The sequence below is a fragment of the Prevotella heparinolytica genome, from assembly GCF_002998535.1.
GTDB classification, from domain to species: Bacteria; Bacteroidota; Bacteroidia; order Bacteroidales; family Bacteroidaceae; genus Bacteroides; species Bacteroides heparinolyticus.
Window position 1 is genome coordinate 3,100,450 of the sequence record NZ_CP027234.1, and the last position, 23,580, is coordinate 3,124,029.

The 23,580-nt window shown below is 46.1% G+C and carries 17 protein-coding genes and 2 pseudogenes; 11 read left to right on the forward strand and 8 right to left on the reverse strand.

Annotated elements, in window-relative coordinates; all coding sequences use genetic code 11:
* Positions 1-338 precede the first annotated feature (338 nt).
* Both C3V43_RS12340 and C3V43_RS12345 read right to left on the reverse strand, forming a co-directional pair.
* Positions 339-959: a response regulator gene (locus C3V43_RS12340; protein ID WP_106039984.1), complete on the reverse strand. Its 621-nt coding sequence runs from the start codon at positions 957-959 to the stop codon at positions 339-341.
* Positions 956-2,833, reverse strand: a complete 1,878-nt coding sequence (locus C3V43_RS12345; protein ID WP_164996250.1) for a tetratricopeptide repeat-containing sensor histidine kinase — start codon at positions 2,831-2,833, stop codon at positions 956-958. Before C3V43_RS12345 ends, C3V43_RS12340 begins: the two co-directional genes overlap by 4 nt.
* Positions 2,834-3,034: 201 nt before the next feature.
* Between C3V43_RS12345 and C3V43_RS14975 the strand changes: the two genes are divergently transcribed.
* Genes C3V43_RS14975 through C3V43_RS12365 form a run of 4 tightly spaced genes read left to right on the forward strand, consistent with a single transcriptional unit; the run spans position 3,035 to position 7,398 of the window.
* Positions 3,035-4,309, forward strand: coding sequence for an OmpA family protein (locus C3V43_RS14975; protein WP_106070047.1), 1,275 nt, complete (start codon positions 3,035-3,037; stop codon positions 4,307-4,309).
* Between the two features lie 24 nt (positions 4,310-4,333).
* A complete protein-coding gene (locus tag C3V43_RS12355; RefSeq protein WP_106039981.1) occupies positions 4,334-5,041 on the forward strand; it encodes a hypothetical protein in 708 nt (235 codons plus the stop codon).
* Between the two features lie 20 nt (positions 5,042-5,061).
* A complete protein-coding gene (locus tag C3V43_RS12360; protein WP_106070048.1) occupies positions 5,062-6,696 on the forward strand; it encodes a BAR domain-containing protein in 1,635 nt (544 codons plus the stop codon).
* A gap of 24 nt (positions 6,697-6,720) precedes the next feature.
* On the forward strand, positions 6,721-7,398 hold the full coding sequence (locus C3V43_RS12365) for a hypothetical protein (protein ID WP_106039979.1): 678 nt from the start codon (positions 6,721-6,723) through the stop codon (positions 7,396-7,398).
* Positions 7,399-7,459: 61 nt separating this feature from the next.
* On the opposite strand, the pseudogene C3V43_RS12370 reads toward C3V43_RS12365, so the two are convergent.
* Positions 7,460-8,356, reverse strand: a pseudogene (locus tag C3V43_RS12370) (peptide chain release factor 3); the annotation flags it as partial.
* A gap of 394 nt (positions 8,357-8,750) precedes the next feature.
* Positions 8,751-9,835 (reverse strand): annotated as a pseudogene (locus C3V43_RS12375) (IS110 family RNA-guided transposase).
* Positions 9,836-10,298: 463 nt separating this feature from the next.
* Here C3V43_RS12375 and C3V43_RS12380 point away from each other — a divergent pair.
* The 7 genes from C3V43_RS12380 (at position 10,299) to C3V43_RS12410 (ending at position 19,397) form a co-directional block, all read left to right on the forward strand.
* Entirely contained in the window at positions 10,299-12,773 is a 2,475-nt protein-coding gene (locus C3V43_RS12380) for an outer membrane beta-barrel protein (RefSeq protein ID WP_106070050.1), read from the forward strand.
* 94 nt (positions 12,774-12,867) lie between these two features.
* Positions 12,868-14,283 (forward strand): hypothetical protein, encoded by a 1,416-nt coding sequence (locus C3V43_RS12385; RefSeq protein WP_106070051.1) that lies wholly within the window; start codon positions 12,868-12,870, stop codon positions 14,281-14,283.
* Between the two features lie 19 nt (positions 14,284-14,302).
* Complete coding sequence (locus C3V43_RS12390) at positions 14,303-14,770, forward strand: hypothetical protein (protein WP_106039976.1); 468 nt, start codon at positions 14,303-14,305, stop codon at positions 14,768-14,770.
* Positions 14,771-14,982: 212 nt separating this feature from the next.
* Entirely contained in the window at positions 14,983-15,615 is a 633-nt protein-coding gene (locus C3V43_RS12395) for a DUF4903 family protein (RefSeq protein WP_106070052.1), read from the forward strand.
* Positions 15,616-15,695: 80 nt separating this feature from the next.
* The gene (locus tag C3V43_RS12400; RefSeq protein WP_106070053.1) at positions 15,696-16,286 is read left to right on the forward strand and encodes a DUF5025 domain-containing protein; all 591 of its coding nucleotides are present in this window, start codon (positions 15,696-15,698) and stop codon (positions 16,284-16,286) included.
* 70 nt (positions 16,287-16,356) lie between these two features.
* On the forward strand, positions 16,357-18,702 hold the full coding sequence (locus tag C3V43_RS12405; RefSeq protein ID WP_394336142.1) for a TonB-dependent receptor: 2,346 nt from the start codon (positions 16,357-16,359) through the stop codon (positions 18,700-18,702).
* Positions 18,699-19,397: an HmuY family protein gene (locus tag C3V43_RS12410; protein ID WP_106039972.1), complete on the forward strand. Its 699-nt coding sequence runs from the start codon at positions 18,699-18,701 to the stop codon at positions 19,395-19,397. The genes C3V43_RS12405 and C3V43_RS12410 overlap by 4 nt, the downstream gene beginning before the upstream one ends.
* A gap of 141 nt (positions 19,398-19,538) precedes the next feature.
* Here C3V43_RS12410 and C3V43_RS12415 read toward each other — a convergent pair whose 3' ends face one another.
* From C3V43_RS12415 to C3V43_RS12430, 4 genes are read right to left on the reverse strand one after another with little or no spacing between them, the layout of a single operon-like run.
* Positions 19,539-21,104 carry a peptide chain release factor 3 gene (locus C3V43_RS12415; RefSeq protein ID WP_106070055.1) on the reverse strand — a complete coding sequence of 522 codons (1,566 nt, stop codon included), beginning with the start codon at positions 21,102-21,104 and terminating at the stop codon, positions 19,539-19,541.
* 23 nt (positions 21,105-21,127) lie between these two features.
* Complete coding sequence (rfbD, locus tag C3V43_RS12420) at positions 21,128-21,988, reverse strand: dTDP-4-dehydrorhamnose reductase (protein WP_106070056.1); 861 nt, start codon at positions 21,986-21,988, stop codon at positions 21,128-21,130.
* 49 nt (positions 21,989-22,037) lie between these two features.
* Positions 22,038-22,577: a DUF4924 family protein gene (locus C3V43_RS12425; RefSeq protein ID WP_106070057.1), complete on the reverse strand. Its 540-nt coding sequence runs from the start codon at positions 22,575-22,577 to the stop codon at positions 22,038-22,040.
* Between the two features lie 31 nt (positions 22,578-22,608).
* Positions 22,609-23,262: a LysE family translocator gene (locus C3V43_RS12430; protein WP_106070058.1), complete on the reverse strand. Its 654-nt coding sequence runs from the start codon at positions 23,260-23,262 to the stop codon at positions 22,609-22,611.
* Positions 23,263-23,580 lie beyond the last annotated feature (318 nt).

Sequence of the window (23,580 nt, forward strand, 5' to 3'; positions counted from 1 at the left end):
GCCAAGTTTTGAACAATTTTAATCTCATCGGTTAGATTGATAAGTTCCTATAACTAATTATTTATTACCATGCACCATCTTATGCCCTAAGTCACCACCCCTGTCGAGAAGGTATTCTGAGAGGGGGACAATCAGTCGGCGACTGAAATGGTTTCACTCCCTGACTGAAACGGTTTCAGTCGCCGACTGAATCCCGTTCAGTCAGGAAATGAATAAAAAAGCACCGGGCAACAAGAGTTCTTTCTCCGGAATGTGTAAAATAAAATCAAAAGAAAAGTTGCAAGGATAAAAAAGATAGAGTCCCCCCCTGAATTTCGGCAGCAACAATGAGTCTTTATTCAAATCAGCAACTGCTTCAGTGCGACAGCAACTAAGGCTGCTGTGTTCTTGACATTGAATTTCGAGAGCAGCCGTTTGCGATACCAATTGACAGTTTCATGACTCAAGTAAATTCTGTCTGCTATTTCGGCATTCGTCAATCCCTCGCAGAGAAGCCGGAGTATCTTCCTTTCCACCTCAGTAAGGTAGATTTCCTCTGAAGCACCTTTAGCCATGATGCCCTTCACCTCCTCGCAGACATACGGCTCTCCGTGATAAACACTGATAACAGCAGCAACAAGCTCTGGTACGGAGATATTTTTCAACACGTAGCCATGAGCCCCGCTACTCATCATTTTCTGAATAATAGAGTATTCATCGTGGCTGCTGATAGCTATGACCTTCACAGAAGAATATGCCGCAACAACCTCACGACAGAAATCGATTCCGCTACCGTCGGGCATGGATATATCGAGTAATAATACGTCAGGCATGCGGACGGAGAGTGTCCGCCTACACTGCTCCAAGGTGGCAAAGGTGCGACTGACATGCACTTTATCATAGGAATTGATGGCTTCTACTAATCCTTCGGTAAGCATCGTATGATCGTCAGCGATATTGACATCTATTTTATAGTTCATAGCGGTATTGTTACATTTATTTCCGTTCCTTCTCCCATATGGGAGATAATTTCCATCCGACCTTGGTAACGGGCGATGCGCGCTCGGATATTCTGCAATCCCATGCCCTTTGTTTCTTGTGAGACATCAAAGCCCTTTCCGTTGTCGCTCACTGTGAGGATGATACTTCCGGACTGCTGAATAAGCTGAATGTCAATGCGGGCGGCAGCGGCATGCTTCATGACATTGTTCACCAGTTCGTAGGCACAACGGTAGAGCACTAACTCTACGTCCTGTTGCAGGTGGTTGCGCTCTCCGAAGAAGTGAAATTGGGCACCAGGTACTGAAGCGGCAAAATCACGCAACGACACTTCCAATCCATGGGTGATTAACTCTTCCGGCATCATGTGATGAGAGATGCGTCGCAGGTCGGCAATCGACTTATCCAATATCCGCAACGGCTCACCCGTCACTTGTTCACGGATCTTCAACTTCAAAAGTGACAACATACCTCCAAGTCCATCATGCAAGTCCTTGGCCAACATTTGCCGTTCTTTCACCTCTGTCTCCATGATGATTCGAGCAGTAAGTAACTCCTTCTGCCGCTTGTTCGCTTTACGGCGATAAAAAAACAATGCGATGAGTAATACCACCAACAGCGTTGCTGCAAGGAATAGCATCAGATAGGTGGCACGGGCATTCACCAGTTGTTCAATCTTGATATCTTTGCGTTCACTGTCGAACCGTACTTCCTGCTCGGCAAGCGAAGTTTGATAGGCATGATTGGCTTGCCGGGTGCGAAGCGAGTCGGCCTTGTCCATCATGCTCACCGCCTTAGCCGGCTCGCCCATATGAGCGTAAGCTTTGGCCAACAGCCATGCAGCCGCCACCCCTATCTCAGGTGCCTGCCCATCTTCTTCCAAAGCACGCTTGGCCTGTTCGCAAACCTTTGTCCAATCACCTTTCAACATGGCCAATTGTGCCTTCTGACACTCGAAAGAAGCCTCGGAACGGTGCATATCGCGGTTCATAGTCTCATGCAGGTCAATGACTTGCTCGGCCTTTTTCAGGTCGCCTTTGGCAAGATAGATATCGGCCATGCAGAGCAGGCAGTCGCCACGTGAACTGCCCTCCTCATCGGGATGACTGAAGGTATAGCGGTAGACGAAGTCCATTAACCGCTCGGCCTTTTCGTACTGCTTGTGCTGCATATGAATCTTGGCCATACCTCTATAGTTATTACAAAGCATCAGTGAATCACGGGTCGTCTTGGCTGCGGCAATACCTTTGGCCAGATAGGTCTCCGCCCGCTTGAGGTTGCCCATGCCGTAATAGAGTTCGGCAATACAGCTATAGGCTATCGATTCACTCTCTTTCCAACCATGTTTCTGGAATAGCTTCAGAGCCTGAAGATAGTAATAGATTGCCTTTGCGTCGTTTCCCCACGTATTATAGAGATTGCCCATGCTGCCGTAAATGGACGATTCAGTGTCGTCTATCGTCCTTTCGTCATACTTTCCACTCTTGCGCATCAGTCCTAACACATCAAGCGACTTGTCGAAGCAAGCCTTCGCCTGCCCATAACGTGAGTTTCCCCAATGATGCATACCCTTAATACGATATAAATCCGCCAGTTTACGGTAGTCTTTCACTTCTTGTGCCAGCGCAATGCCGCAGTCGGCATAATAAGTCGATTTCTGTTCGTTAATCTCCAAATACCCCCATGCCAGGTCATTGTAAATCCTCAGACAATCCACCTTGTCCTTAGGCGGAGCCTTACGCAGCACGTTTTCCAACGAATCTACCTTTCGATTACGGTGGTCGGAATATGCCGATGCAGGCAATGTCATAGCCTGCATGTACAGGATGGAAAGTAAGAAATAAACTTGCTTCATTATTCTTTTAATAAAAAGCCCTGAGAAACAGTACATGTTATTCGCAAATATAGACAATGTTTCTGATAACACACCCCCCAAAAAGGTGGAATATAGCACATCCTTTCATCTTTCCCCCCTTTTGGGTAGTCAATCTATACCTTTCCCCTCCTATCTTTGTTACAAAACACTTAGTAATCACTTATTAAAAAAGGAGAAAATATGAAACAAAGTATCCGTTTAGTACTTGTCATCCTCCTATTGGGAGTAGGCGGCATGAGTGCCCACGCACAGTTTGGTGGACTGCTCAACAAAGTGAAGCAGAAAGTAAAGGACAAGGTGGAACAAAAGGTGGACCGCACCATAGACCAGACCATTGACAGTGCGGAAGAAAAAGTGGACAATACCGTGAAAGGTGAGACGAAAGAAAAAGAAAAAGGTTCTCATGGCGATGCTGGTGACACGATAGAAACAGATGTTTCCGTAACCCAGAGCAAGAGCGACTTTGTACAGGGTGCCGTAGTGCTCTTCGAGGATAACTTTTCGGGCGAGCAAGTCGGTGAGTTCCCCAGCAAGTGGGATTTGGACGGCGGTTCAATGGAAGTTGCCCAAATAGGCGACCGCAAGGTGGCCAAGTTCACGCAGAACGGCACCCTCTTCCCATTGATGAAGAAGAACCAGTACAACTACCTGCCCGAGGAGTTCACCATCGAATGGGATGTCTATATCGCCAATAAAGGCGAGGACATGAACCATGAACTTCGGCTGATGAGCAGGGAAGCAGACATCAATACGCACAACAACCGTTGCGCATACGTCAAAATTTGGTATCGCCCGAATGACCAAGCGGCAAGAGTGACCTGGAACTGCCAGAAACCAACACAGGGCAGCACTTATGGAAAGCAGGATCTGTCTGGAAAGTTGAAGACTGGTTGGCATCATTTCGCTATCTCTTTCAACAAGCGAGCTTTCAAGCTATATCTCGATGGACAACGTCTCTGCAACGTGCCGAATATGCTCGCTCCTAAGTATATGGAATACGAGAGCACCAACAGCGAGGGTTATCCCTATTCGTGCATCAGCAATGTGCGCATCGGACAGGGAGCGGTGGCTCTTTACGACCGCAATGCCGGCGACATTGACAAGGCAATGGCAGAGGCAGGCAAGTTCGTCACCAACAATATCCTCTTCGACATAGGCAAAGCAACGCTCAAACCCGAGTCGATGGCAGAGCTACAGAAGGTGGCCGACTACATGAAGAAGAACCCGACCGTGCGCTTTGAGGTGCAGGGACACACCGACAACCAAGGGTCTGACAAAATCAACGACTCGCTCTCGCAGCGGCGTGCCGAGACCATCGTCAAGGCACTGGCCGGAATGGGCGTGAACGACTTCAACCTGAAAGCCGTGGGCAAAGGCTCGCATGAGCCGGTGGCCGACAACTCGACGGCAGAGGGCCGCGCCAAGAACCGCCGTGTAGAGTTCATTAAGAAATAATTGTTAACAAAAACACCAACGATAATGAAACAGATAACAAAGGTATGGGTACTCATCACCTGTATCGCCACGATGGTAAGCTGTGGGAACAAAAAAAACTCAGATACAGCGGAAAAAGAAGCACAGGAAGTCGCAAAAGAGATGTCCAAAGACTTCGGGGAGATGAATGGTACAGAACAATTTGAAGCGGCACTCAAGGCTTTCGGGCTGAATGTGAATGACGCAACTCCCGACTTCAAATACAAGGAGAAAAACGAAAAAGGGAAGTATTACGTCAAAGGGCTCTTTGCAAACAATAAAAACGAGGCTTACGGTACATTTATGAAGGAAGACAGTGGGGAGATTACCATAGAAGAGTATAACGCTTTCCTTACCAAATTGTACAACAGCACGGCAAAACAGTCCGAAGGCGGCAAGTGCGTTGTGGGATTCGGAGACAATGCGACGACAAAGGAAGAGGCCTTGAAAGAAAAGCCGATAAACAAGGTCATAGGGCTCAAGGACGGTTTTGGCGAGCCTTGGACATCGGTAACTTGGCATTTTGTGAAGGACGGAATATTCTACATGGTGGACTGCGATCTGAAAGAACAAAGAGCAGCGACACCATCGCGTATCACACTCAGCATCAGCCAAGGCCTACAGGAATCGCTGGATGCTGTCATCAACGAGGCAGAGAAAGCACTTGACGATAAGAATGTGCAGAAAGCAATAAAAGAAAAATCAGGCAAATAAGAATCAACCGATAAATTCCAATGATGATAAAGAACATATTAATCGTAGCATTGGCATGTGCGGCCTTGCTTGTGCCGGCAGAAGCCGATGCACAGGGCTTTTTGAAGAAACTGAAACAGAAAGCGCAGCAGGCTGTAGGACTCACAGCAGACCGACAAGAGGAAAGCGGAGAAAACGTGGAGCAGACAGATGGCAATAATATCAGTGTCCCCTCGGGAAGCGATATAGTGCCCAAACGCCGTACCGTGACCTTGAATTGGGATGGTATTATCAAGCCTAGCACCGCATCATCGGCATCAACACTGATGAGCGAACTTCCACCACTCCCCACGGCAGAGGAAATGGCTCGCAGCACCATGGAGGAACGTGATACCTATTTCCGGCACATCCTCTCGGTGGTGACTCGCGCTGTGGAATTGGAGAAGAATGCCACCGGATGCTCGGATGCAGAAATAGAAGTGTTGCGCGACAAGTGGGAACGCAAGGTGCAAGAGCTTTTCGGGCTGACTAAGACGGAAATGACAATATTGAATGACGAAAGTGTCACAGAAGTACAGAAGAAACCTATCCGGGAGAAAGTGATGATGAAAATCACCGGCACGAATCCGGGCAGTATGGATTTGGAAAAGCTTGAGAAAATGAGTGAAAAAGAGCAAGAGGATTACCTCAAAGCACATCCAGAGTTTATCCAACAAATGCAGCAAATAGCTATGAATACACGTAACTTCAGCAACCAGACAAAGCAGATGACACAGGCATTCAGCAGTTACGAGGCAAAGATGGGTAAGCTGGCGCAGAGCCATATCCGCTTTGTCATGCATGAGGAAAACCACAGCTACGAGAGCATCGCCAAAAAGTATGCCGGCAAACTGGAGGTCATCAAGCAGAAGATTTGCGACACAGATAACGCTATCGAGATCGAGCGGCTCTACGACGAGGCCGACAAACTAATCTACAGCTACCGCTTAGAGGCCGCCAAGGAATATCGCGCCTCACTGCAACGGCAGATTGACGAAAGCAAGAAGTATACCACTGAAATGATACGTCTCAGCAGAAAATTGGTGGCCGATGGTGAATTACCCGAATGTGTCATAGGTCGTATGGATATGAATGCCGTTATCAATGTGGGAAACCTGCTGAAAAATGCCTACGACAAACTACCGGCCGCATCGTTCTCGCTGCCCGTATGCTCTGAGGTTCTGTACCAGCTGCCGGAAGGCTGGACATTCTGCTCTTGGGAATGTGGCTACCCGGTGGGCCGTGGTGCAACTGCTTCCGATTTGCCAAGGATAGGTGTCGGTGGCTTCGGATGCGAATGGCCGCTGCTGCTTAAACGTGACACAAAGGACAATGGGACAGAATATGCCGTTTGGGAGTGTGGAAAGATAAGAAAAATCTGCGAGGAAGAACTCAACAACCTCAACAAGCAGACCGACAAACGACGCAAGCATCAGGTGAAGAATGGCGATACTCCGGTCTACGGCATCTACAAGAGCCGAAGCGGAAAGCGCACGGTGGAATACAGCCGGTCAGGTGAACTGATTTTCAACGGTATGATGACCTTCACCCCACTTGTCTTCTCACCCCAATCAGACCGTTTGGAATGGCTCATGTTCGATGAGGATAAGGTTGTGAAATGTACTTACAAACTATAGATGACTTACAAAAAACACATACTTATGCTGTGGTGTTTGCTCTTTGTGGGCAACACCACTGTTTTTGCCAACCATCGCGCATATTTCGGCAATGGCTGGAGTACGGCCGAACGTTACGTAGACGAACACCATACAGAGTGGAAACGTGTATTTGATGAATTCGGAGTAAATGCTCGCCTGGCAGAGGCCGTCATTTTCCCCGAACTGCTACGCTACTCGATGTGGCAAGATGAGATAGAGACAGCCGCCGTTAATGTGTTTTACGTCACAGGCGGTAAAGAGAAAGCAGACTTTTCCATCGGCCGCTTCCAGATGAAGCCATCGTTTGCCGAAGACGTGGAACGCGAATGGAACAACTCGCCGTTAGCAAAGGAATACGGCTTCATCTTCAATCTGCTCGACAATGCAGAGGCACGACGCAGCCGTATTCATCGGCTGGCAACTATCAAGGGACAATGCCGCTACCTTGCCATTTTTCTTTGCTTGCAGCAACTACGTAACCCTTGGCTCTCAAAGAAGTCAGACACTATACAGTTACGCTATCTTGCCACGGCTTATAACTATTCCCATACTGCTCCATCTAAAGACATTCTCAGCAGGCAAAATCGGTGCACATTCCATACCGATGTCATCAAGATCCACTCTACTCGCTTTTTCTGCTATGCTGACATAGCCACAGAATTTTTCGTCAGTAAACACTAAAGCAATATCACTTCCACAGAAATGAGTCTTTCCGACCATAACCGCTCCTTCTAAAAAGCAATCAGAACTCGCTCGTGAAGTGGAATTTAATATGTTTGAAGTCCATTTGAGCCATCTGAAGCACATATCCGCTATCGGCCAAGAACACATCCCTGCCCTCACGGTCTTTAGCCATATACTGGTATTTACGTTTTTTGAATGCCTCCAGCTCTGCGGCATCATCGCTCTCAATCCAGCAGGCTTTGTAGAGGCTGAGGGGTTCCCAACGGCACTTGGCACTATATTCATTCTCCAAACGATACTGGATAACCTCGAACTGGAGCTGTCCCACCGTGCCGATAATCTTACGACCGTTGAACTGGTTGACAAACAACTGCGCCACACCTTCGTCCATCAGTTGGTCGATGCCCTTGGCAAGCTGTTTCTGCTTCATCGGGTCGGCGTTCTCAATGTATTTGAACATCTCAGGAGAGAAACTGGGCAGGCCGCGGAAGTGCAGCATCTCGCCCTCGGTCAGCGTATCGCCAATCTTGAACGTACCGTTGTCGGGCAGACCGATGATATCTCCCGCCCATGCCTCGTCGACGGTGGTCTTTCGCTGCGCCATGAACTGTGTGGGCGACGAGAAACGCATCGTCTTGCCATGACGCACGTGCAGATAGGGAGCATTGCGCGTGAACTTGCCGGAACATATCTTACAGAAAGCGATGCAGGAGCGATGATTAGGGTCGATGTTGGCGGTAATCTTGAAGATAAATCCGGTGAATTTGGGTTCCTCCGGCTCAACCTCACGCTCTTCGGCCATCACGGGACGAGGGCTGGGAGCAATCTCTACAAAGGTGTTCAGCAGTTCCTCCACACCGAAATTATTCAGTGCCGAGCCGAAGAACACCGGAGCCAACGTTCCCTTGAGGTACTCTTCCTTATCAAAATCGGGATAAACGCCGTCCAGCAACTTTCCATTTAAAATCCAAACAAAGTTGGATAATTCATTAATAATTAACTTTAGTTTCATATCTTTTTGTCAGGATGTTAAGAGGAAGTAGGCTCTGCTGAGGAGCAACCTACCAGCAATAAGCATCCTAACGGTACGCAGTAATGCTACTTTGGGAGGCGGTTACACGCCTCTCTTTTTGTATTACTGATATCGTCTGATATGGCTAAGAAAACCTAACCATAATCCTATGGTAAAACAAACTTTCCACAGCAGACACCACACAAGGGGCTGCAAGTTCCTTTATCAGTCAAACCATTAATGAGGATTACAAACTTTTTTAAGCGGACTTCAAAGCCGCAAAGTAATGATAGTATTTTCCTCAAAAGAAAGTTGTTTTACCTTATAGGATTCTGTATCATTTGACAACACACGGTATATATTCCTTTTCATGTTTGAGTACATAATATATTCTGTTTACAAGCCGTCTGGCAATCTTTATGATTGACTTCTGGGGATTCATACGTTTACGGTATTCCGTATAGGCTACAGTCATTGCAGGATCCTTACGGATTGCAATCCATGCAGCTTCCACCAACAGGCAGCGGAGCATGAAATGGCGACGTACCGTTATATCTCCTGTGCCGTTACTCTCACCACTCGAATGGCACATGGGTACCAGACCGATGAAGGAAGCCAGATGGTCCTCATTCCTGAAACGGACTATACCGTCAAGTTCAACCATCAGGGTAGCAGCTGTAGTAACGCCTATTCCGGGAACAGAAGTCAGAAGACGTATCGGCCTCTCAAAAGGTGCGTTACGTGATATCTCACGGATGGCACGTGTTTCCTGAAGAAGCACTTACGCAAACGCACGAACTGCTCCAGGTGCAGTTCCAAAGTCTTCTTGCCATACTCTGTTGAGAGTTCGAGAGAATGAAGCCAAGTCAGGAAACATTTTGACCAACATCCTATCGAGCATCGGGTAAACTCTTCGGGTATATCCACTCCATGAAAACGAAGCAATGACTTGATGCGGTTCTTCGCACGGGTGCTGTCTTTTACAATCAGGTTTCTCATCCTTATCAAAGAGCGCATTTCCAGGACATCCGCCTTGGGAACGTATATTCCTACCAGCGAACCGGAACGTAATTCACGAGCCAGCTTGTTACAATCCACGGCATCCGTCTTACGAAGTTTTTCCTTACTCATGGTCGGAACGTCGGCTGGATTGACCACGATGTTGGTTATTCCTAAATCCATCAGTTTCTCGTGTATCCAAAAGCCGCAGAATCCGGCTTCATACACAGAGAAGTAATTGGCGCCCGGATAATTGCTGACAAGATACTTGTGCAATGCTTCCGGTTCCGGAATTTGGCTGAATCGCTTCAGAACACTATGCTCTGATAAAATTGCAACCGACCAACTCTTCAGGTGGACATCAATTCCTACATAAATATTTTGACCACTGAAATCTAATGTGTTACTTTGTACACGTTTCATAAGCTATATCGTTATGAGTTAATATTGTTGTTATCACTTACAAAGTTAACTATAATGGTATAGCTTTTTTAGGGCTATATTATGTTATCCGTCACTTCCGATTTTAAACATAGGAACTTTTTTTTAATAAATATAATTATTTATTACCATGACCCGGCTTATGCCGCAAGCCACTCATACCCCCATCGAGAAGGTGTTCTGAGAGGGGTACAATCAGTCGGCGACTGAAATGGTTTCACTCACTGACTGAAATGGTTTCAGTCGCCGACTGAATCCCGTTCAGTCAGGGAGTGAATAAAAAAGCATCGGGAAGCGTGTGTGTGTTTCCTCTGAAATGTAAAATAAAACTCAAAAAAGGACACTAAAAAATCGTTCGTTCTGACATACAATGGGGGTATACCTTTAAAAAATCGCAAGAATAAGGTATTGCATGAAACTTTTTTCCCGTTTACCTTTGCGGCAAATGCATAAAAAGATATTTATAATAGGTATCATGGTGTGGGGACTCGGGCTGATTTCCGCATATTCCTCCGTGCATGAACGCACTGTGAGTTCCTCTTATTCGGGCATTGAAAAAGATACGCTGCTCAAGGAAGTTTTGCTCGACGAAGTCGTTATCATCGGACGGCGCAAACTTATCGACGTGAGGCGGGACACCACTTTTATCAACACCCACAACCTGCGAGTACATAAGGGGGCGAAGCTGGAAGACCTCATCAAGAAGATTCCTGGAATGGATTTTGACAAGGAGAGCAGACTGCTCTCCTTCAATGGAAAACTGCTTAATGGAGTCAACATCAACGGTCAAACATTTATGGGCAACGACATCGCAGCCGCATTGGAAAATCTGCCTGCCGACGCCGTAGAGCTGCTGCAACTTTACAACATGCTTTCGGAGATGGAAAAGATGACAGGAGTAAGCAACGGATCGGAAGATTTCGTCTTGAACATAAAAACAAAAAGCACATACAACGGAAGCCTCTCCGGTTCGTTGACCGCCGAACACGGAAACCACGGCAAACGGCGGGACGAAGCGCAGGCCAACATGTTCAACGCCAACGGTGAAAACATTTCTCTCATGGCCCGTAGCGATAACCTTGGCAACATGAACGCCCTGAAAGGGAATTTCCAGAATATGCTGTCGGGCAACATCGTGAAGAAGATGGGTAAGAAGATTACATTAAACGGAAGCGTGTCCGTCAACTCTTTCCACAACGCAAGCGAGAGCGACGACTACGACGAGCAATACCTCTCATCGGGCACGAAGCACCAAGAATCATCCTCATTGGTGTCCGGAAAGAATCATAATGACTTTGCCAACTTTTCCATGAGTTATAAAATCGACGAGAAAACCCTTTTGAATGTCAATGCCAACGGAAGCCGTGGGCAAACGGCCAGTCAAACCGACAACAAGACGGAGCTGTACGAGAAGAATTCTGCCATACTTCCCCTGACCTCCGGCATGCTGCAAGTCAGCTCCACGAGCAAGGCAGCAAACTATAACCTGTCGGCCGATTTTACCCGCCGTTTGAATAAATCCGGAACCTCCGTCAGCCTGACGGCCGCCATCAATGGAAATTCAACCCGAACGGAAAGCGTCAGCCTGTCGCAAACCCGATACCATCGGTTGAAAAATACGGCGGGCAACGATTCTTTGCTTGTACGCAACCTATATCAAGAAACGCCCTCCAATCAGCATAACGGCCATGTTTCCCTGCTTCTTACGCAACCTGTCGATAAACGTTTACGCTTGCAAGCAGGCTATGGGGTGCTATGCAGAAAGACAGGCAACAACCTCGACAGCTACGACCACATTGCGCAAACGAAACAACGCATAGACAGCTTGAGCAATGAAAGCAAACTCACCACAACAGGGCAGGAGCTTACGCTGAGGATGGACTATAAAGGCAAATCATGGCATATCACCAGCGGCGTTGTAATCGAACTGCAACGACGAGACATAAGCCGGAAAAATTTTTCTGCATCCATAGACACAACCGTCAAGGCAACGGAATACAAACCGTACTTCAGCACCAAACGGCGAAAGGGCAAAATGGCGATAGAGTTCAAATATAACGGAAACAGTACACAACCCTCCATACACTCGCTTCTCACATCGGGCGACATAAGTAATCCGTTATCCATAAGGATAGGCAATCCCCATTTAAAAGCCTCCTACCGGCAACAGTTCGGAGTCAATCTGGAAGAAAACAAAACCGGATTGACGCTTTCCGGTAATTTCCGGAATACGTTCAACGATTTCGCCGAGGAGGTGCTGTACAACAATAAGACGGGGGCACGCACTTACCGCACAGTCAATATCGACGGCAATTGGCTGGCAGAGGGCATGCTGCAATGGCAGAAACTGTTGGGGAAATTCCTTGTTTCGGCAAGAGCAAGGGCTTCTATTCAGAACTCGGTCGGCCTTTTCAATGAAAATGCTCAAACGGAAGCAACCAAAAGCAGGACGCGCACCACAGGAAACAATATCAACCTGAAATGTAGTTATCAGCCACAGTGGGGATACATCGAACTGAGCGGAGGATGGCAGACGTACCGTTCGCATAACCTCCTGACTGATACGCTTCTCGAAACCAGTGATTATAACATAGGCATAAGCGGCAGCATAGAGTTGCCTTATAATATAGAAGCCAGAAGCGATGCCGCCTGCTATTTGCGACGCGGCACCTATGCCACAAGTGCCGACGACCAATGGCTGTGGAATCTGGCCGTTTCGTGGAGCTTCCTCAAAAAGAAGCAGGCAATGCTTTCTTTCAGTTGGAACGACATTCTGAACAGACGAAACAACCTTGTCCGCTCTATAACCGCCTACAGCTATCACGAATCCTATCGCCCGCAAATCAGAAGCTACGTGCTTCTATCCCTTAAATATAATTTTAATCTTACCAGAACCCGGAAGAATCATCCCCATAAATAAGGATATAAATTCCGCAAAATCATAATTTTAAGGTATTGTATGTTTTTTACAGCACCATTACCTTTGTTCTGAAATAATTTATTTTTTTAACAGAATGAAAACAAGAAAATTTGTATTGCCTTTAATGGCCGCTTTTATTTTAGGATTCAGTTCCTGCAGCAAGGACGACGGTCCTGCTTACAGTGCTACTGTATTGAAAAATACCGAATTGATGACAGTTTTAAAATCCAAAGGGTATATTTTCGACAAAGAGGGGAAGTTAGAGCTTAACGACAAGGTCAACGCAACGGTGTCACTCGATTTAAGCGGAACAAAAATTGCCGACTTCACGGGGTTGGACATTCTTCCCAACCTCAAAGAGGTGAAACTCTCTGATAACGGCTACGGCCCGTCGTTCGATTTTGCCAAACTGCCTAAGCAGATTACCGGTATCGACCTTACGGGTAACGATATACACAATTATGATAATCTGGTAAAAGTGGAGGTGGAGGAAAATGGCGATGAAACAGTCACCAACCTGCGCGACATCACTAAACTCTACTTGCCTGCGGAGGCTAAGTTCAACATCAAAGACCTCGTGCGTTTCTATCGCAAAAACGAAGAAAACATAAAGTCGGGCAAAATGGATGTAAAAATGATAGATGATAATGGCGCACTCTCCAAATACAACACGTTGCGCACTGTTCCCGATGAGAAAATCAGGGCAAATTTCAAAAAACATTTTTCAAGCATCTTTGCCGACGACGGCATCCATATAGATATAAATAAGCAACTAAGCATTAAGGATAAGCTGAATGCTTGTGTCTTGAACAAAGCGTATGGAGTAAAGAGCGCAGAAACATTGGAAGGCGTGCAATATATTATTGAGAACCCATATTGGGAAGGTAAAACTTTTACTATAGCATTGTCTAAAAAAGTAAAACTTCCATACATGAACTTGACTTCTGGTATTTCATACATGTATATTTCAAATGTAGATGTGCCGGATGGAATGGAATTTAAAAATGCTACAAAACTTACAACTATAAGCTGGACAACATCAACCGGTCTTAAAAAAGTTGATTTAAGCCAAAGTTCAGAATTCGGTCAGAGAGATATAGAAATGGAACAGAATGGACCTCATGGCTCTGCTTTAATTTTTATAGATTGCCCAGACTTAACGGAAATCATTTTACCTTCTAAAACAGGATTACGGGCTTGGCAGATTATATTGGCCAACTTGACCAATTTCAAGAAAGTAGACTTGTCTAATTTTAAATTAATAGAGACATTGGGAATAGGCGATTTACCGGAAGATTGTGCTATTGTCTACCCAAACTTAACAGAATTCCACACACATTTTAATGTTACAACTTACGGCTGTACTCAAAAAACATTCGACAGACAAGTTACAAAAGATTTTATAAAGAAATATTTTGTCAATATGAATCCTCAACGTTTGATGGAATCAACAACCCTTTACTTCAAACCTGCAATAAGAGGAGTTACATGGTCATCACTTATTAAATAATAATTAAAACTTAGTATCTATGAAACAACTTATGATTTCTACCGTTTTAACGGTAATGTGCCTTTTGGGAATAGTTACCAACGCTAATGCACAAGCTGGTTCTTATAATGGAACGTTAAGTAACGTCACGATGAATGGAAAGTTATACGATAATGTTACAGGTCAAGATTTTGAATTAACAAGTCTTGGTAACAATCTATATCGTTTGACAGGCGAAGTTGGTCCTATCGGGAAAATGCCCGGAACCATCTATGTTGATGTTAATATTGCAATTAACAATGGTGTCATTACCTCAAGTACACCTATAAATGGTGTAGCAGGATATTTGGCATTCACAATAGGAGGTTCAATTAATATAAAACTGAGCAGCCTAACCGGTACATTAGTAAATAATAATTTGCATTTTGTTCTTAATACTTATGCCGGTTGGCAATCTCTTCCTATATTCCCTGCATCTGTAACCTTTGACGGAACTCTCCAACCATAATCAGAGAGAATGCCTATAAGATGTTTTAATGTGGTGTCTTTGCCTCTTGATGCTTTTCTTTTTTTGGTTCTTTTGTGTAACAGTGATGACCATAAAAAGAGAAAAACCGATACAGAATGTGTCAACGAGGCAAAGACTATATTATATCGTGAATTAAGATATCAACGAAGAAAAGATGAGTCTAAACTATAATATTAAATAACTAAATAAGTATGTTAGTGAAATTATTAAAATGGAATATTTGTCTCTTGGCTCTTTTATTCTTGGGAATGTCGTCTTGCAGCAGTGACGAAAGGTTAGACCAAAAGCCCGCCAACGAAGAATACCTCGAAAAGGCAAAGACTATACTGAACGGAGACATTGTGTTGTCAACAAAAGCCACAATGAGTGGTGTTGACAAAACTCTTCTTCCCCAAGGATGCCCTACGAAATTTAACTTCAAATGGGAAAAAGACAGTATGCAATTGTCACTCAACGGATTCTCCGTAGGTAAAATGCCGCTAATAGTCTACTTCTCTTGCAAATGCAAGTTCATGCAGCTAAATTATTATGAGAAAAATGAATATGGAGGCGACGGGTGGATAAAGTTCGTCGGTAAAGACGGAAGTGTCACCGGAGATAACAAAGACGATTCCGGAGTACAGAAAGGCAGCGGAGCCGGCGTTATAGGCTATTTAAATGTAAAGACGGAAGAACTCATCTTTATTGTCGACTACAACATGATGAGTGTGCGCTCCGAATGCTTCTTACAAACCATCGACAAAAACCGTATCAAGAATTACGAGGAAGAGTTTGCCCAATATGAAAGGGACTTGGAGGCCTACAAAAAAGAGCACGGATTGTAAAGAAAGCGGAAAAGTCTTCATCAAATAAAATCCTTTATAAGTATCACTTACAAATAATCCCCAAAAACGGTATATATCAAATGAAAGCTAAAATCATTTTCCCTTTCTTTTTCTTTGTATACACTATCGCTATATTTTCATCTTGTAAAAAGGATGAAGATACATCACTCAATGATAGATCGAAAGAGAAAGATTCGTATTGGGGATATTTTAAAGGTTCTGTCAACGGAAAATATGTTCAGTTGGACAACAGTGAGCGTACCGATAACTTATCCATGCCTATTTATAGCATACGCGAGAGCTTTTATGCAAAACAAGCATGGACAGGGATTGATTCTATAAATATTCTAAATACGGGTATTGGCATTGACGAAAAGACTCAACTCTATATCAGACTGTATAAATTGAATGTCGGTGTACGCTACTTAGGTACATACGATTTTGATCCGAAAGCATGGTATGAGAGTAATATAAAACTAACCAAAGCCTTTCCAAATGGCAATATAATTTACGAAGCCAACAGCCGTAATCCTTTCAAGGTCGAAATAACAAACGTTACTTGGCTTTCCTATATGGATCCCATTATTGATGTTAAATTAGAAGGAATTCTTTACAATGAGAAGAATCCCGAAGATTCGATAATCATACACGCCGGGTATGGAAGTCGATAATCCTTTATTTTATTAATCTTTAATCATCAATTACTTTCTTAAAAAGATAAAAACAGAAATAAAGATGCAAATGAAATACATTGTTTTTGCTCTATGTAGCCTGCTTGTTGCAGCAAACACGCAGGCGCAACATAGGGTAAAAATCACTGTGCAGGAAAAAGGGACGCAACAGCCTTTAATCGGGGCAAGCATCAGTTTTTCTACTCACAAAGACATGGCGAAAGCCCTGCACTGCATAACGAATGTGGAGGGAAAGGCTGTTATAGAGGCCGAAAAAGGGAAAAACATATATTATAAGGTGAGCGCAATCGGCTATGTTCCGATAACGGACAGCTTCCCGCCGACAATAGATGAAGCAACAATTACGATGCAGGAAGACGTAATACACCTGAACGATGTTGTTGTAACAGGGTCGCGCACGGAACGCCCCATCAAGCTGGCACCCATCACCACACAAGTGCTGGGGGGCAAGGCACTTGTGGATGCCGGATACAGCGACCTGCAGCATGCCCTGCAACAGGAAACGCCGGGAATGAACATACAGAAAGTGGGCTTCGGCAATGAAATTTCGATGCAGGGGCTCGACGCACGTCACGTCCTCTTTTTGCAAGACGGCGAGCGCATGACCGGCGACATGGCCGGCAATTTGGATTATGAGCGGTTCAACCTGCATGCCATCGATCGCGTGGAGATAGTAAAAGGCGCAAGCAGCACGCTTTATGGCAGCAGGGCTTCGGGAGCCGTGATTAATCTCATCTCGAAGAAAACCGTAAAACCGCTCGACATACAGGCGGGCGTGCGCTGGGCACAGATGAACGAACGTAACTATAAGAATCCCTCTCCGAAAGATTTCCTGTATATGTTCGAGAAAAACAGCGATCGCCCTAATCTTCAGGCATGGTTGTCGGCAGGTGTCAAACACAAGGCTTTTACTTCTCAGACGGATGTGTGGTATAGCGAAAGCGACGCTTTCTACATGTATCAGGCGGATAATGACATCAAGGTGTACACCAAGGAGGCCAACCCTTTTCTGCCACACGACATTACACTGAAGAGCGTGGCAACACGTTCGCCGATGGGCATCGAGGGAACAGAGCATATTTCCGCTGCACAGAAGTTCTATTATGAACCCAACAAGAATCTATCCGTTCAGGCATATGGTTCGATGTTTTTCATGAACTCATACGACCTGATACAGGACATGAACTTCTCGCAAAGCCGCGATTTCATGGCAGGCTTGAAGGTGAAGTACAGTGTGAAAGACTGGTTCACCGTCAACATGAGCATGCACAGCGACTTTTACGACCGCTTCAAGCGGCACGAAAGAATCGACACACGTAAGAAAGTATACAAAAGCCGTATCTTGCAGCCCCGCCTGACACTGACAAGCGATTATTTCAAAGGGCACAACATCATATTCGGCGTGGAGCATATCAGCGATGACCTGACAAGCGACCGCTTTGTAAATAGAAAAATGACCACTCGTTCGCTGCGCGAGACAGAGTATTTCCTGCAAGAGGAATGGACGCCCAACGACCGGTGGATGCTCTCGACAGGCGTACGAACCAACTTCTCCGAAGCTTTCGGTTTCATGTGGATGCCCAAAGTGGCGGTGAAGTATTCGCCCGACAACCATTGGGCCATACGCGCCAATTATTCGATGGGCTATCGCGCGCCCAGCATCAAAGAGCTGTTCTTCAATTGGGATCATCTGGGAATGTTCCAAATAAAAGGAAACGAGGAACTGAAACCGGAGAAAAACAATTACTTCTCTGTAGGTGCAGAATACAGCCGCGACAGGTTCTTCGTGAATGTCAACGCATACGGCAACTTCTTCAGAAAAAAGATAGAAGGCGTTTGGCACATCTACGATATGCAATATAACTTTGAATATACGAATCTGAGCAGCCAACGCATGTTGGGAGTGGAGGCCATCTTAAAATGGCACGTATGCGATTATTTGACACTCAACGGCACATACAGCTACGTCAATGTGAGCAAACAGGACGGAATACAGGTGAACACCACATCGCCACACGCCGCAACAGGCAGCCTCGACTATACGCTCAATAAGAGGAACTATCGGCTGAAAACCATCTTCAGCGCTTCGCTGATGGGCGAAAAGAATTTCGACGTGCAAGACCGCGTATGGGTGGAAGAGCACAAAAAGAGCTACGACGCATATTTCCGTTGCACATTGCCGACGTATGTGCTCTGCAATCTCTCTGTTGTGCAGACTTTCCATAACAAGGTGAAACTGGCGGTGGGAGTGGACAATCTTTTCAATTATGTTCCCCATACGCTGGGTTCGGGCATCACTATGTTCAACGTGCCTGCCACTGCCGGGGCGAAAGGATATGTGCAAGTAGAATTCCTTGTAGACGATATTGTGAAATTATTAAAACGAAAGAAATGAAACATTATTTTCTGACAATACTTTGGACTGCCCTCACGTTGGCTTCTTGCGTTGATTATGACGCAGAGCCTTTCACGGGAAAAGTGCTGCCTCGCAACACGGGATATACCACCGGCGTAACCAACGACTGGCTATATATCAACCTGCGAACCGGACAAATATTCAATCGATACAAAGTGAACGCCGATATCACCGAGGGTGAGCAAAAAGACCGGACCGATTGGGACTTGGCTTTTTGCGGCTACCGCATGCGTACAAACAGCGGCACGTCGGGGAACGGACAGGGCGGTGCCGCCGATTTAGGAAGCGGGGCGTACGAAAAGTGGCAAACCGTATCGCAATTGCCTTCCGATATCCAATGGGCTGTAGACGACCACTCCGTGTACATCACCATGTCGCGCAATGACTGGAACAAATATCTCATCGCTCATAAACTGGATTTCCAGCAAAACCCATGGTTTGACCCTAACCGGGGACCAGCAACCACATTGACGGATGCGAACCCTGTATTGGCAAAGGCGATGACTTTTTCCGGTCCGCCACCCGTTTATACTCCCTCGTTTCATACATACGTGGTGCGCACGGCCGACGGGCAGAGGTATTTCAAAATACAAATCATCAGTTGGTATAAGGCCGATGTGGAAATTGGCGATACGGGCGGACAAATGAGTTATTATTGCGATGAGTTGAAATAATACCCGACGAACAGAATATAATATAAGAGAGGATGAGGCAAAACACATTGGACTTCCTGATATTATATCATAATGCAGGAGGCTTTGTTTTTTGCCACGTCTTCTCTATATGTACAATGTAACGTATCCTTTTAAAAGCAATCAGAACTCGCTCGTGAAGTGGAATTTAATATGTTTGAAGTCCATTTGAGCCATCTGAAGCACATATCCGCTATCGGCCAAGAACACATCCCTGCCCTCACGGTCTTTAGCCATATACTGGTATTTACGTTTTTTGAATGCCTCCAGCTCTGCGGCATCATCGCTCTCAATCCAGCAGGCTTTGTAGAGGCTGAGGGGTTCCCAACGGCACTTGGCACTATATTCATTCTCCAAACGATACTGGATAACCTCGAACTGGAGCTGTCCCACCGTGCCGATAATCTTACGACCGTTGAACTGGTTGACAAACAACTGCGCCACACCTTCGTCCATCAGTTGGTCGATGCCCTTGGCAAGCTGTTTCTGCTTCATCGGGTCGGCGTTCTCGATGTATTTGAACATCTCAGGAGAGAAACTGGGCAGGCCGCGGAAGTGCAGCATCTCGCCCTCGGTCAGCGTATCGCCAATCTTGAACGTACCGTTGTCGGGCAGACCGATGATATCTCCCGCCCATGCCTCGTCGACGGTGGTCTTTCGCTGCGCCATGAACTGTGTGGGCGACGAGAAACGCATCGTCTTGCCATGACGCACGTGCAGATAGGGAGCATTGCGCGTGAACTTGCCGGAACATATCTTGCAGAAAGCGATGCAGGAGCGATGATTAGGGTCGATGTTGGCGGTAATCTTGAAGATAAATCCGGTGAATTTGGGTTCCTCCGGCTCAACCTCACGCTCTTCGGCCATCACGGGACGAGGGCTGGGAGCAATCTCTACAAAGGTGTTCAGCAGTTCCTCCACACCGAAATTATTCAGTGCCGAGCCGAAGAACACCGGAGCCAACGTTCCCTTGAGATACTCTTCCTTATCAAAATCGGGATAAACGCCGTCCAGCAACTCCAACTCGCCGCGCAACTTGCCGGCCAGTTGAGCGCCAATCCGAGCATCCAACTCTTCGGTATCGATATCTACCTCTACCTTCTCGGCCACCACTTGTTTGGAGGGCTGGTAAAGATTCAGGTTCCGCTCGTAGATGTTATATACCCCCTTGAAACGGATACCACTCTCGATGGGCCAAGTCAACGGGCGCACATGGATGGCAAGCTCTTCTTCCAACTCGTCCAGCAAGTCGAAAGGATCTTTGGCTTCACGGTCCATCTTGTTGACAAAGATGATTACAGGCGTATTGCGCATGCGGCACACCTCCATCAACTTGCGGGTCTGTGTCTCCACACCTTTCGCACCATCCACTACAATGATCACGCTATCTACGGCAGTCAGTGTGCGGTAGGTATCTTCGGCAAAGTCCTGATGGCCGGGAGTGTCGAGAATATTCACTTTATAGTCGTGATAGTCAAACTCCATCACCGAGGTGGTTACAGATATACCGCGTTGCTTCTCGATGTCCATCCAGTCGGACGTTGCCGTCTTCTTTATCTTGTTACTCTTCACTGCGCCCGCCACCTGTATCTGTCCGCCGAAAAGCAGCAGTTTCTCTGTCAACGATGTTTTACCGGCATCCGGATGCGCAATAATGGCAAATGTTCTCCGACGATCTATTTCATTCATATTTCATTCAAAATTGGGATATCTCATCTTCCCACATTCAGCTTCTTGATGCAGGCACCAAGACTATCCATCCAATGCGGAATTTCAATATCAAACGTTTTCTTTATTTTTGTCTTATCCAGTACGGAATAATGCGGACGCGGAGCTTTAGCCGGGAATTCATCCGTATGCAGAGGACTTACTTTGCAAGTCGTTATGCCGGCCAGCCGATGAATGGCCAACGTAAAATCATACCAAGAACAAACTCCCTCATTGCTGAAATGATAAACACCGGGCACAATCCCCCGATTGATTGCCGAGAAAATGGCGCAAGCCAAATCATAAGCATAAGTCGGCGTACCTATCTGGTCGAAGACAACACCCAGCGTGTCACGTTCCTGTCCCAACTTGAGCATGGTCTTCACAAAGTTGTTGCCATAGATGGAATACAGCCAAGCCGTACGGATAATTATTGCACGGCTGCAATTCGCCATGACCGCCTGCTCACCCGCCAACTTGGTAGCTCCATACACCGAATTGGGGCAAGGAGCCGCCTCCTCGGTATACGGGAGATGCCCCGTTCCGTCGAACACATAATCCGTGGATATATGTATCAACGCTGTGCCACAAACCTCGGCGGCAGCGGCCAGATAGCCCGGAGCCACGTGATTCAGTTTATCGCAAAGCGCCCAATTATCTTCCGCCTTGTCCACGGCCGTATATGCGGCGCAATTCACGATAACGTCAATCCGATTGCTTTTCACGAACTCATGCACAGCCTGTTCGTCGCAAATGTCCAGCTCCTGTACATCAGTGAAAAAATAGGTGTGACGGGCATGCTCTTCCGACAACACTTGCATCTCGTTGCCAAGTTGACCGTTGGCGCCGGTTACTAAAATATTCATTTAAACAAGTTACACTTTAAATATGGATGTTACGATGAACAATTCTTTTTTAATCAAGTTCCAGCTCCCCCCGCTTCTCCTTGTCATAATAATTGGCAAGCAGAGAGATAAAGCTGCTGACAGCCTTCATGGCCTTGGACGTGCCCTCACTGATTTCTTTCTTCTGCAAGCGCAGCAACAGCACGCCATAAAGCGCCTCGAAACATGTCTCTATTTCCGACTCTTCCTGCCGACCATTCCTTCGGCGCAACTCCACGATGAACGGCAATGCCTTGAAGTAAGCCGCATTATAGAACGGATATTTGGTGGAGGCCAGCAATGCTCCATGCAGCTCCGTCAGGTTTTGAACCACATTCCGGTTGATTTGCAGATGTCCTTTCTCCGTGACGCCTTCGGCACGCATCATATCAGCGAGGTTTCCATACCACTCTTCCAATGCGGCACGCTCCTCCTCCGGATAGCGCATAACGATATTGTCGCGCAAGCGGTCTGTATCGCATCCATTGGCACGGAGCAGGTCTTCCACCTGCCACATATATATAAGGTATTCGGCTATGTTTTTTTCTTTCAGTTGCTGTGCAATCTTCATTTCGGAAACTATCAATTATACACGATATTCGCTAATACAACGATTCGCCCATCAGCGTAAACACCAGTCCAAGCACGGACACCACCATGACAATGCCTCCGATAATCCGGTTCAATATCCAGATGCCGCGCAGATTGAATTGCGTACGGACTTTATTGACAAAGAAAGTAATGCCAAACCACCAAGCCAAAGCACCCAATGCGATGGCCAAGTATCCGGTGACAGCCTCGAAAACCAATACCCCTTCGCTTACAAAAGCAAACCGGGCAAACAGACCGACAAACAAGAAAATAATCAGAGGATTGGAAAGCGTGACGGCAAACGCCGTTATGAAATTATGAAAATAAGAGCCTTTGTTCGTGGAGACCGGACGGATGGACTGCACCGGATTGCTACGGAACGTATAAATACCGAAAACCAGCAACAGGATGCTCCCGAAAAGTTGCAGATAGAAAATATTCTTGTTGACGTAATCAAAGACGAAACTCATCCCGTAGCCCGTCAGCAAAGCATAGGCAATATCGCTCAACGAAGCTCCTATCCCGGTTACAAAACCATACCACCGCCCTTTATTCAAAGTGCGCTGAATGCACAACACACCTACAGGACCCAACGGTGCGGACACAATTATACCTATTATGAATCCTTTCCACAATATATCAAATATGGTCTCTATCTGAATCATGGGTGCAAATATCGGACTTTTTTACGAAAAGAACCAATAGTGTTAACGTTTTTTCCACAGTATTCTCACATCTATGTCATTTCTTTGTTTCCGTCCTGAATAATGCCTGCTACCGCTTACTTAACATCTGTTTTGAAAGAAAAACCTGCAAAAACTATTGCATCCCATATCAATCCATGAAATATTACCTGAATTCGGTATAGGCGCTTACTTTTGCTAAGTTTGACAGCTGCAAACCTTTGTCGTGACAGAGGCAAGTGTCCAAGCCGACAGACACAAGTCCTTGACACGTCAGACACAAGTGTTTGAGCCGTCAGA

Coding starts and splice junctions, on each gene's coding strand:
- C3V43_RS12340 (WP_106039984.1), bottom strand. CDS start 959: ATGAACTATAAAATAGATGTCAATATCGCTGACGATCATACGATGCTT.
- C3V43_RS12345 (WP_164996250.1), bottom strand. CDS start 2,833: ATGAAGCAAGTTTATTTCTTACTTTCCATCCTGTACATGCAGGCTATG.
- C3V43_RS14975 (WP_106070047.1), top strand. CDS start 3,035: ATGAAACAAAGTATCCGTTTAGTACTTGTCATCCTCCTATTGGGAGTA.
- C3V43_RS12355 (WP_106039981.1), top strand. CDS start 4,334: ATGAAACAGATAACAAAGGTATGGGTACTCATCACCTGTATCGCCACG.
- C3V43_RS12360 (WP_106070048.1), top strand. CDS start 5,062: ATGATGATAAAGAACATATTAATCGTAGCATTGGCATGTGCGGCCTTG.
- C3V43_RS12365 (WP_106039979.1), top strand. CDS start 6,721: ATGCTGTGGTGTTTGCTCTTTGTGGGCAACACCACTGTTTTTGCCAAC.
- C3V43_RS12380 (WP_106070050.1), top strand. CDS start 10,299: ATGCATAAAAAGATATTTATAATAGGTATCATGGTGTGGGGACTCGGG.
- C3V43_RS12385 (WP_106070051.1), top strand. CDS start 12,868: ATGAAAACAAGAAAATTTGTATTGCCTTTAATGGCCGCTTTTATTTTA.
- C3V43_RS12390 (WP_106039976.1), top strand. CDS start 14,303: ATGAAACAACTTATGATTTCTACCGTTTTAACGGTAATGTGCCTTTTG.
- C3V43_RS12395 (WP_106070052.1), top strand. CDS start 14,983: ATGTTAGTGAAATTATTAAAATGGAATATTTGTCTCTTGGCTCTTTTA.
- C3V43_RS12400 (WP_106070053.1), top strand. CDS start 15,696: ATGAAAGCTAAAATCATTTTCCCTTTCTTTTTCTTTGTATACACTATC.
- C3V43_RS12405 (WP_394336142.1), top strand. CDS start 16,357: ATGAAATACATTGTTTTTGCTCTATGTAGCCTGCTTGTTGCAGCAAAC.
- C3V43_RS12410 (WP_106039972.1), top strand. CDS start 18,699: ATGAAACATTATTTTCTGACAATACTTTGGACTGCCCTCACGTTGGCT.
- C3V43_RS12415 (WP_106070055.1), bottom strand. CDS start 21,104: ATGAATGAAATAGATCGTCGGAGAACATTTGCCATTATTGCGCATCCG.
- rfbD (WP_106070056.1), bottom strand. CDS start 21,988: ATGAATATTTTAGTAACCGGCGCCAACGGTCAACTTGGCAACGAGATG.
- C3V43_RS12425 (WP_106070057.1), bottom strand. CDS start 22,577: ATGAAGATTGCACAGCAACTGAAAGAAAAAAACATAGCCGAATACCTT.
- C3V43_RS12430 (WP_106070058.1), bottom strand. CDS start 23,262: ATGATTCAGATAGAGACCATATTTGATATATTGTGGAAAGGATTCATA.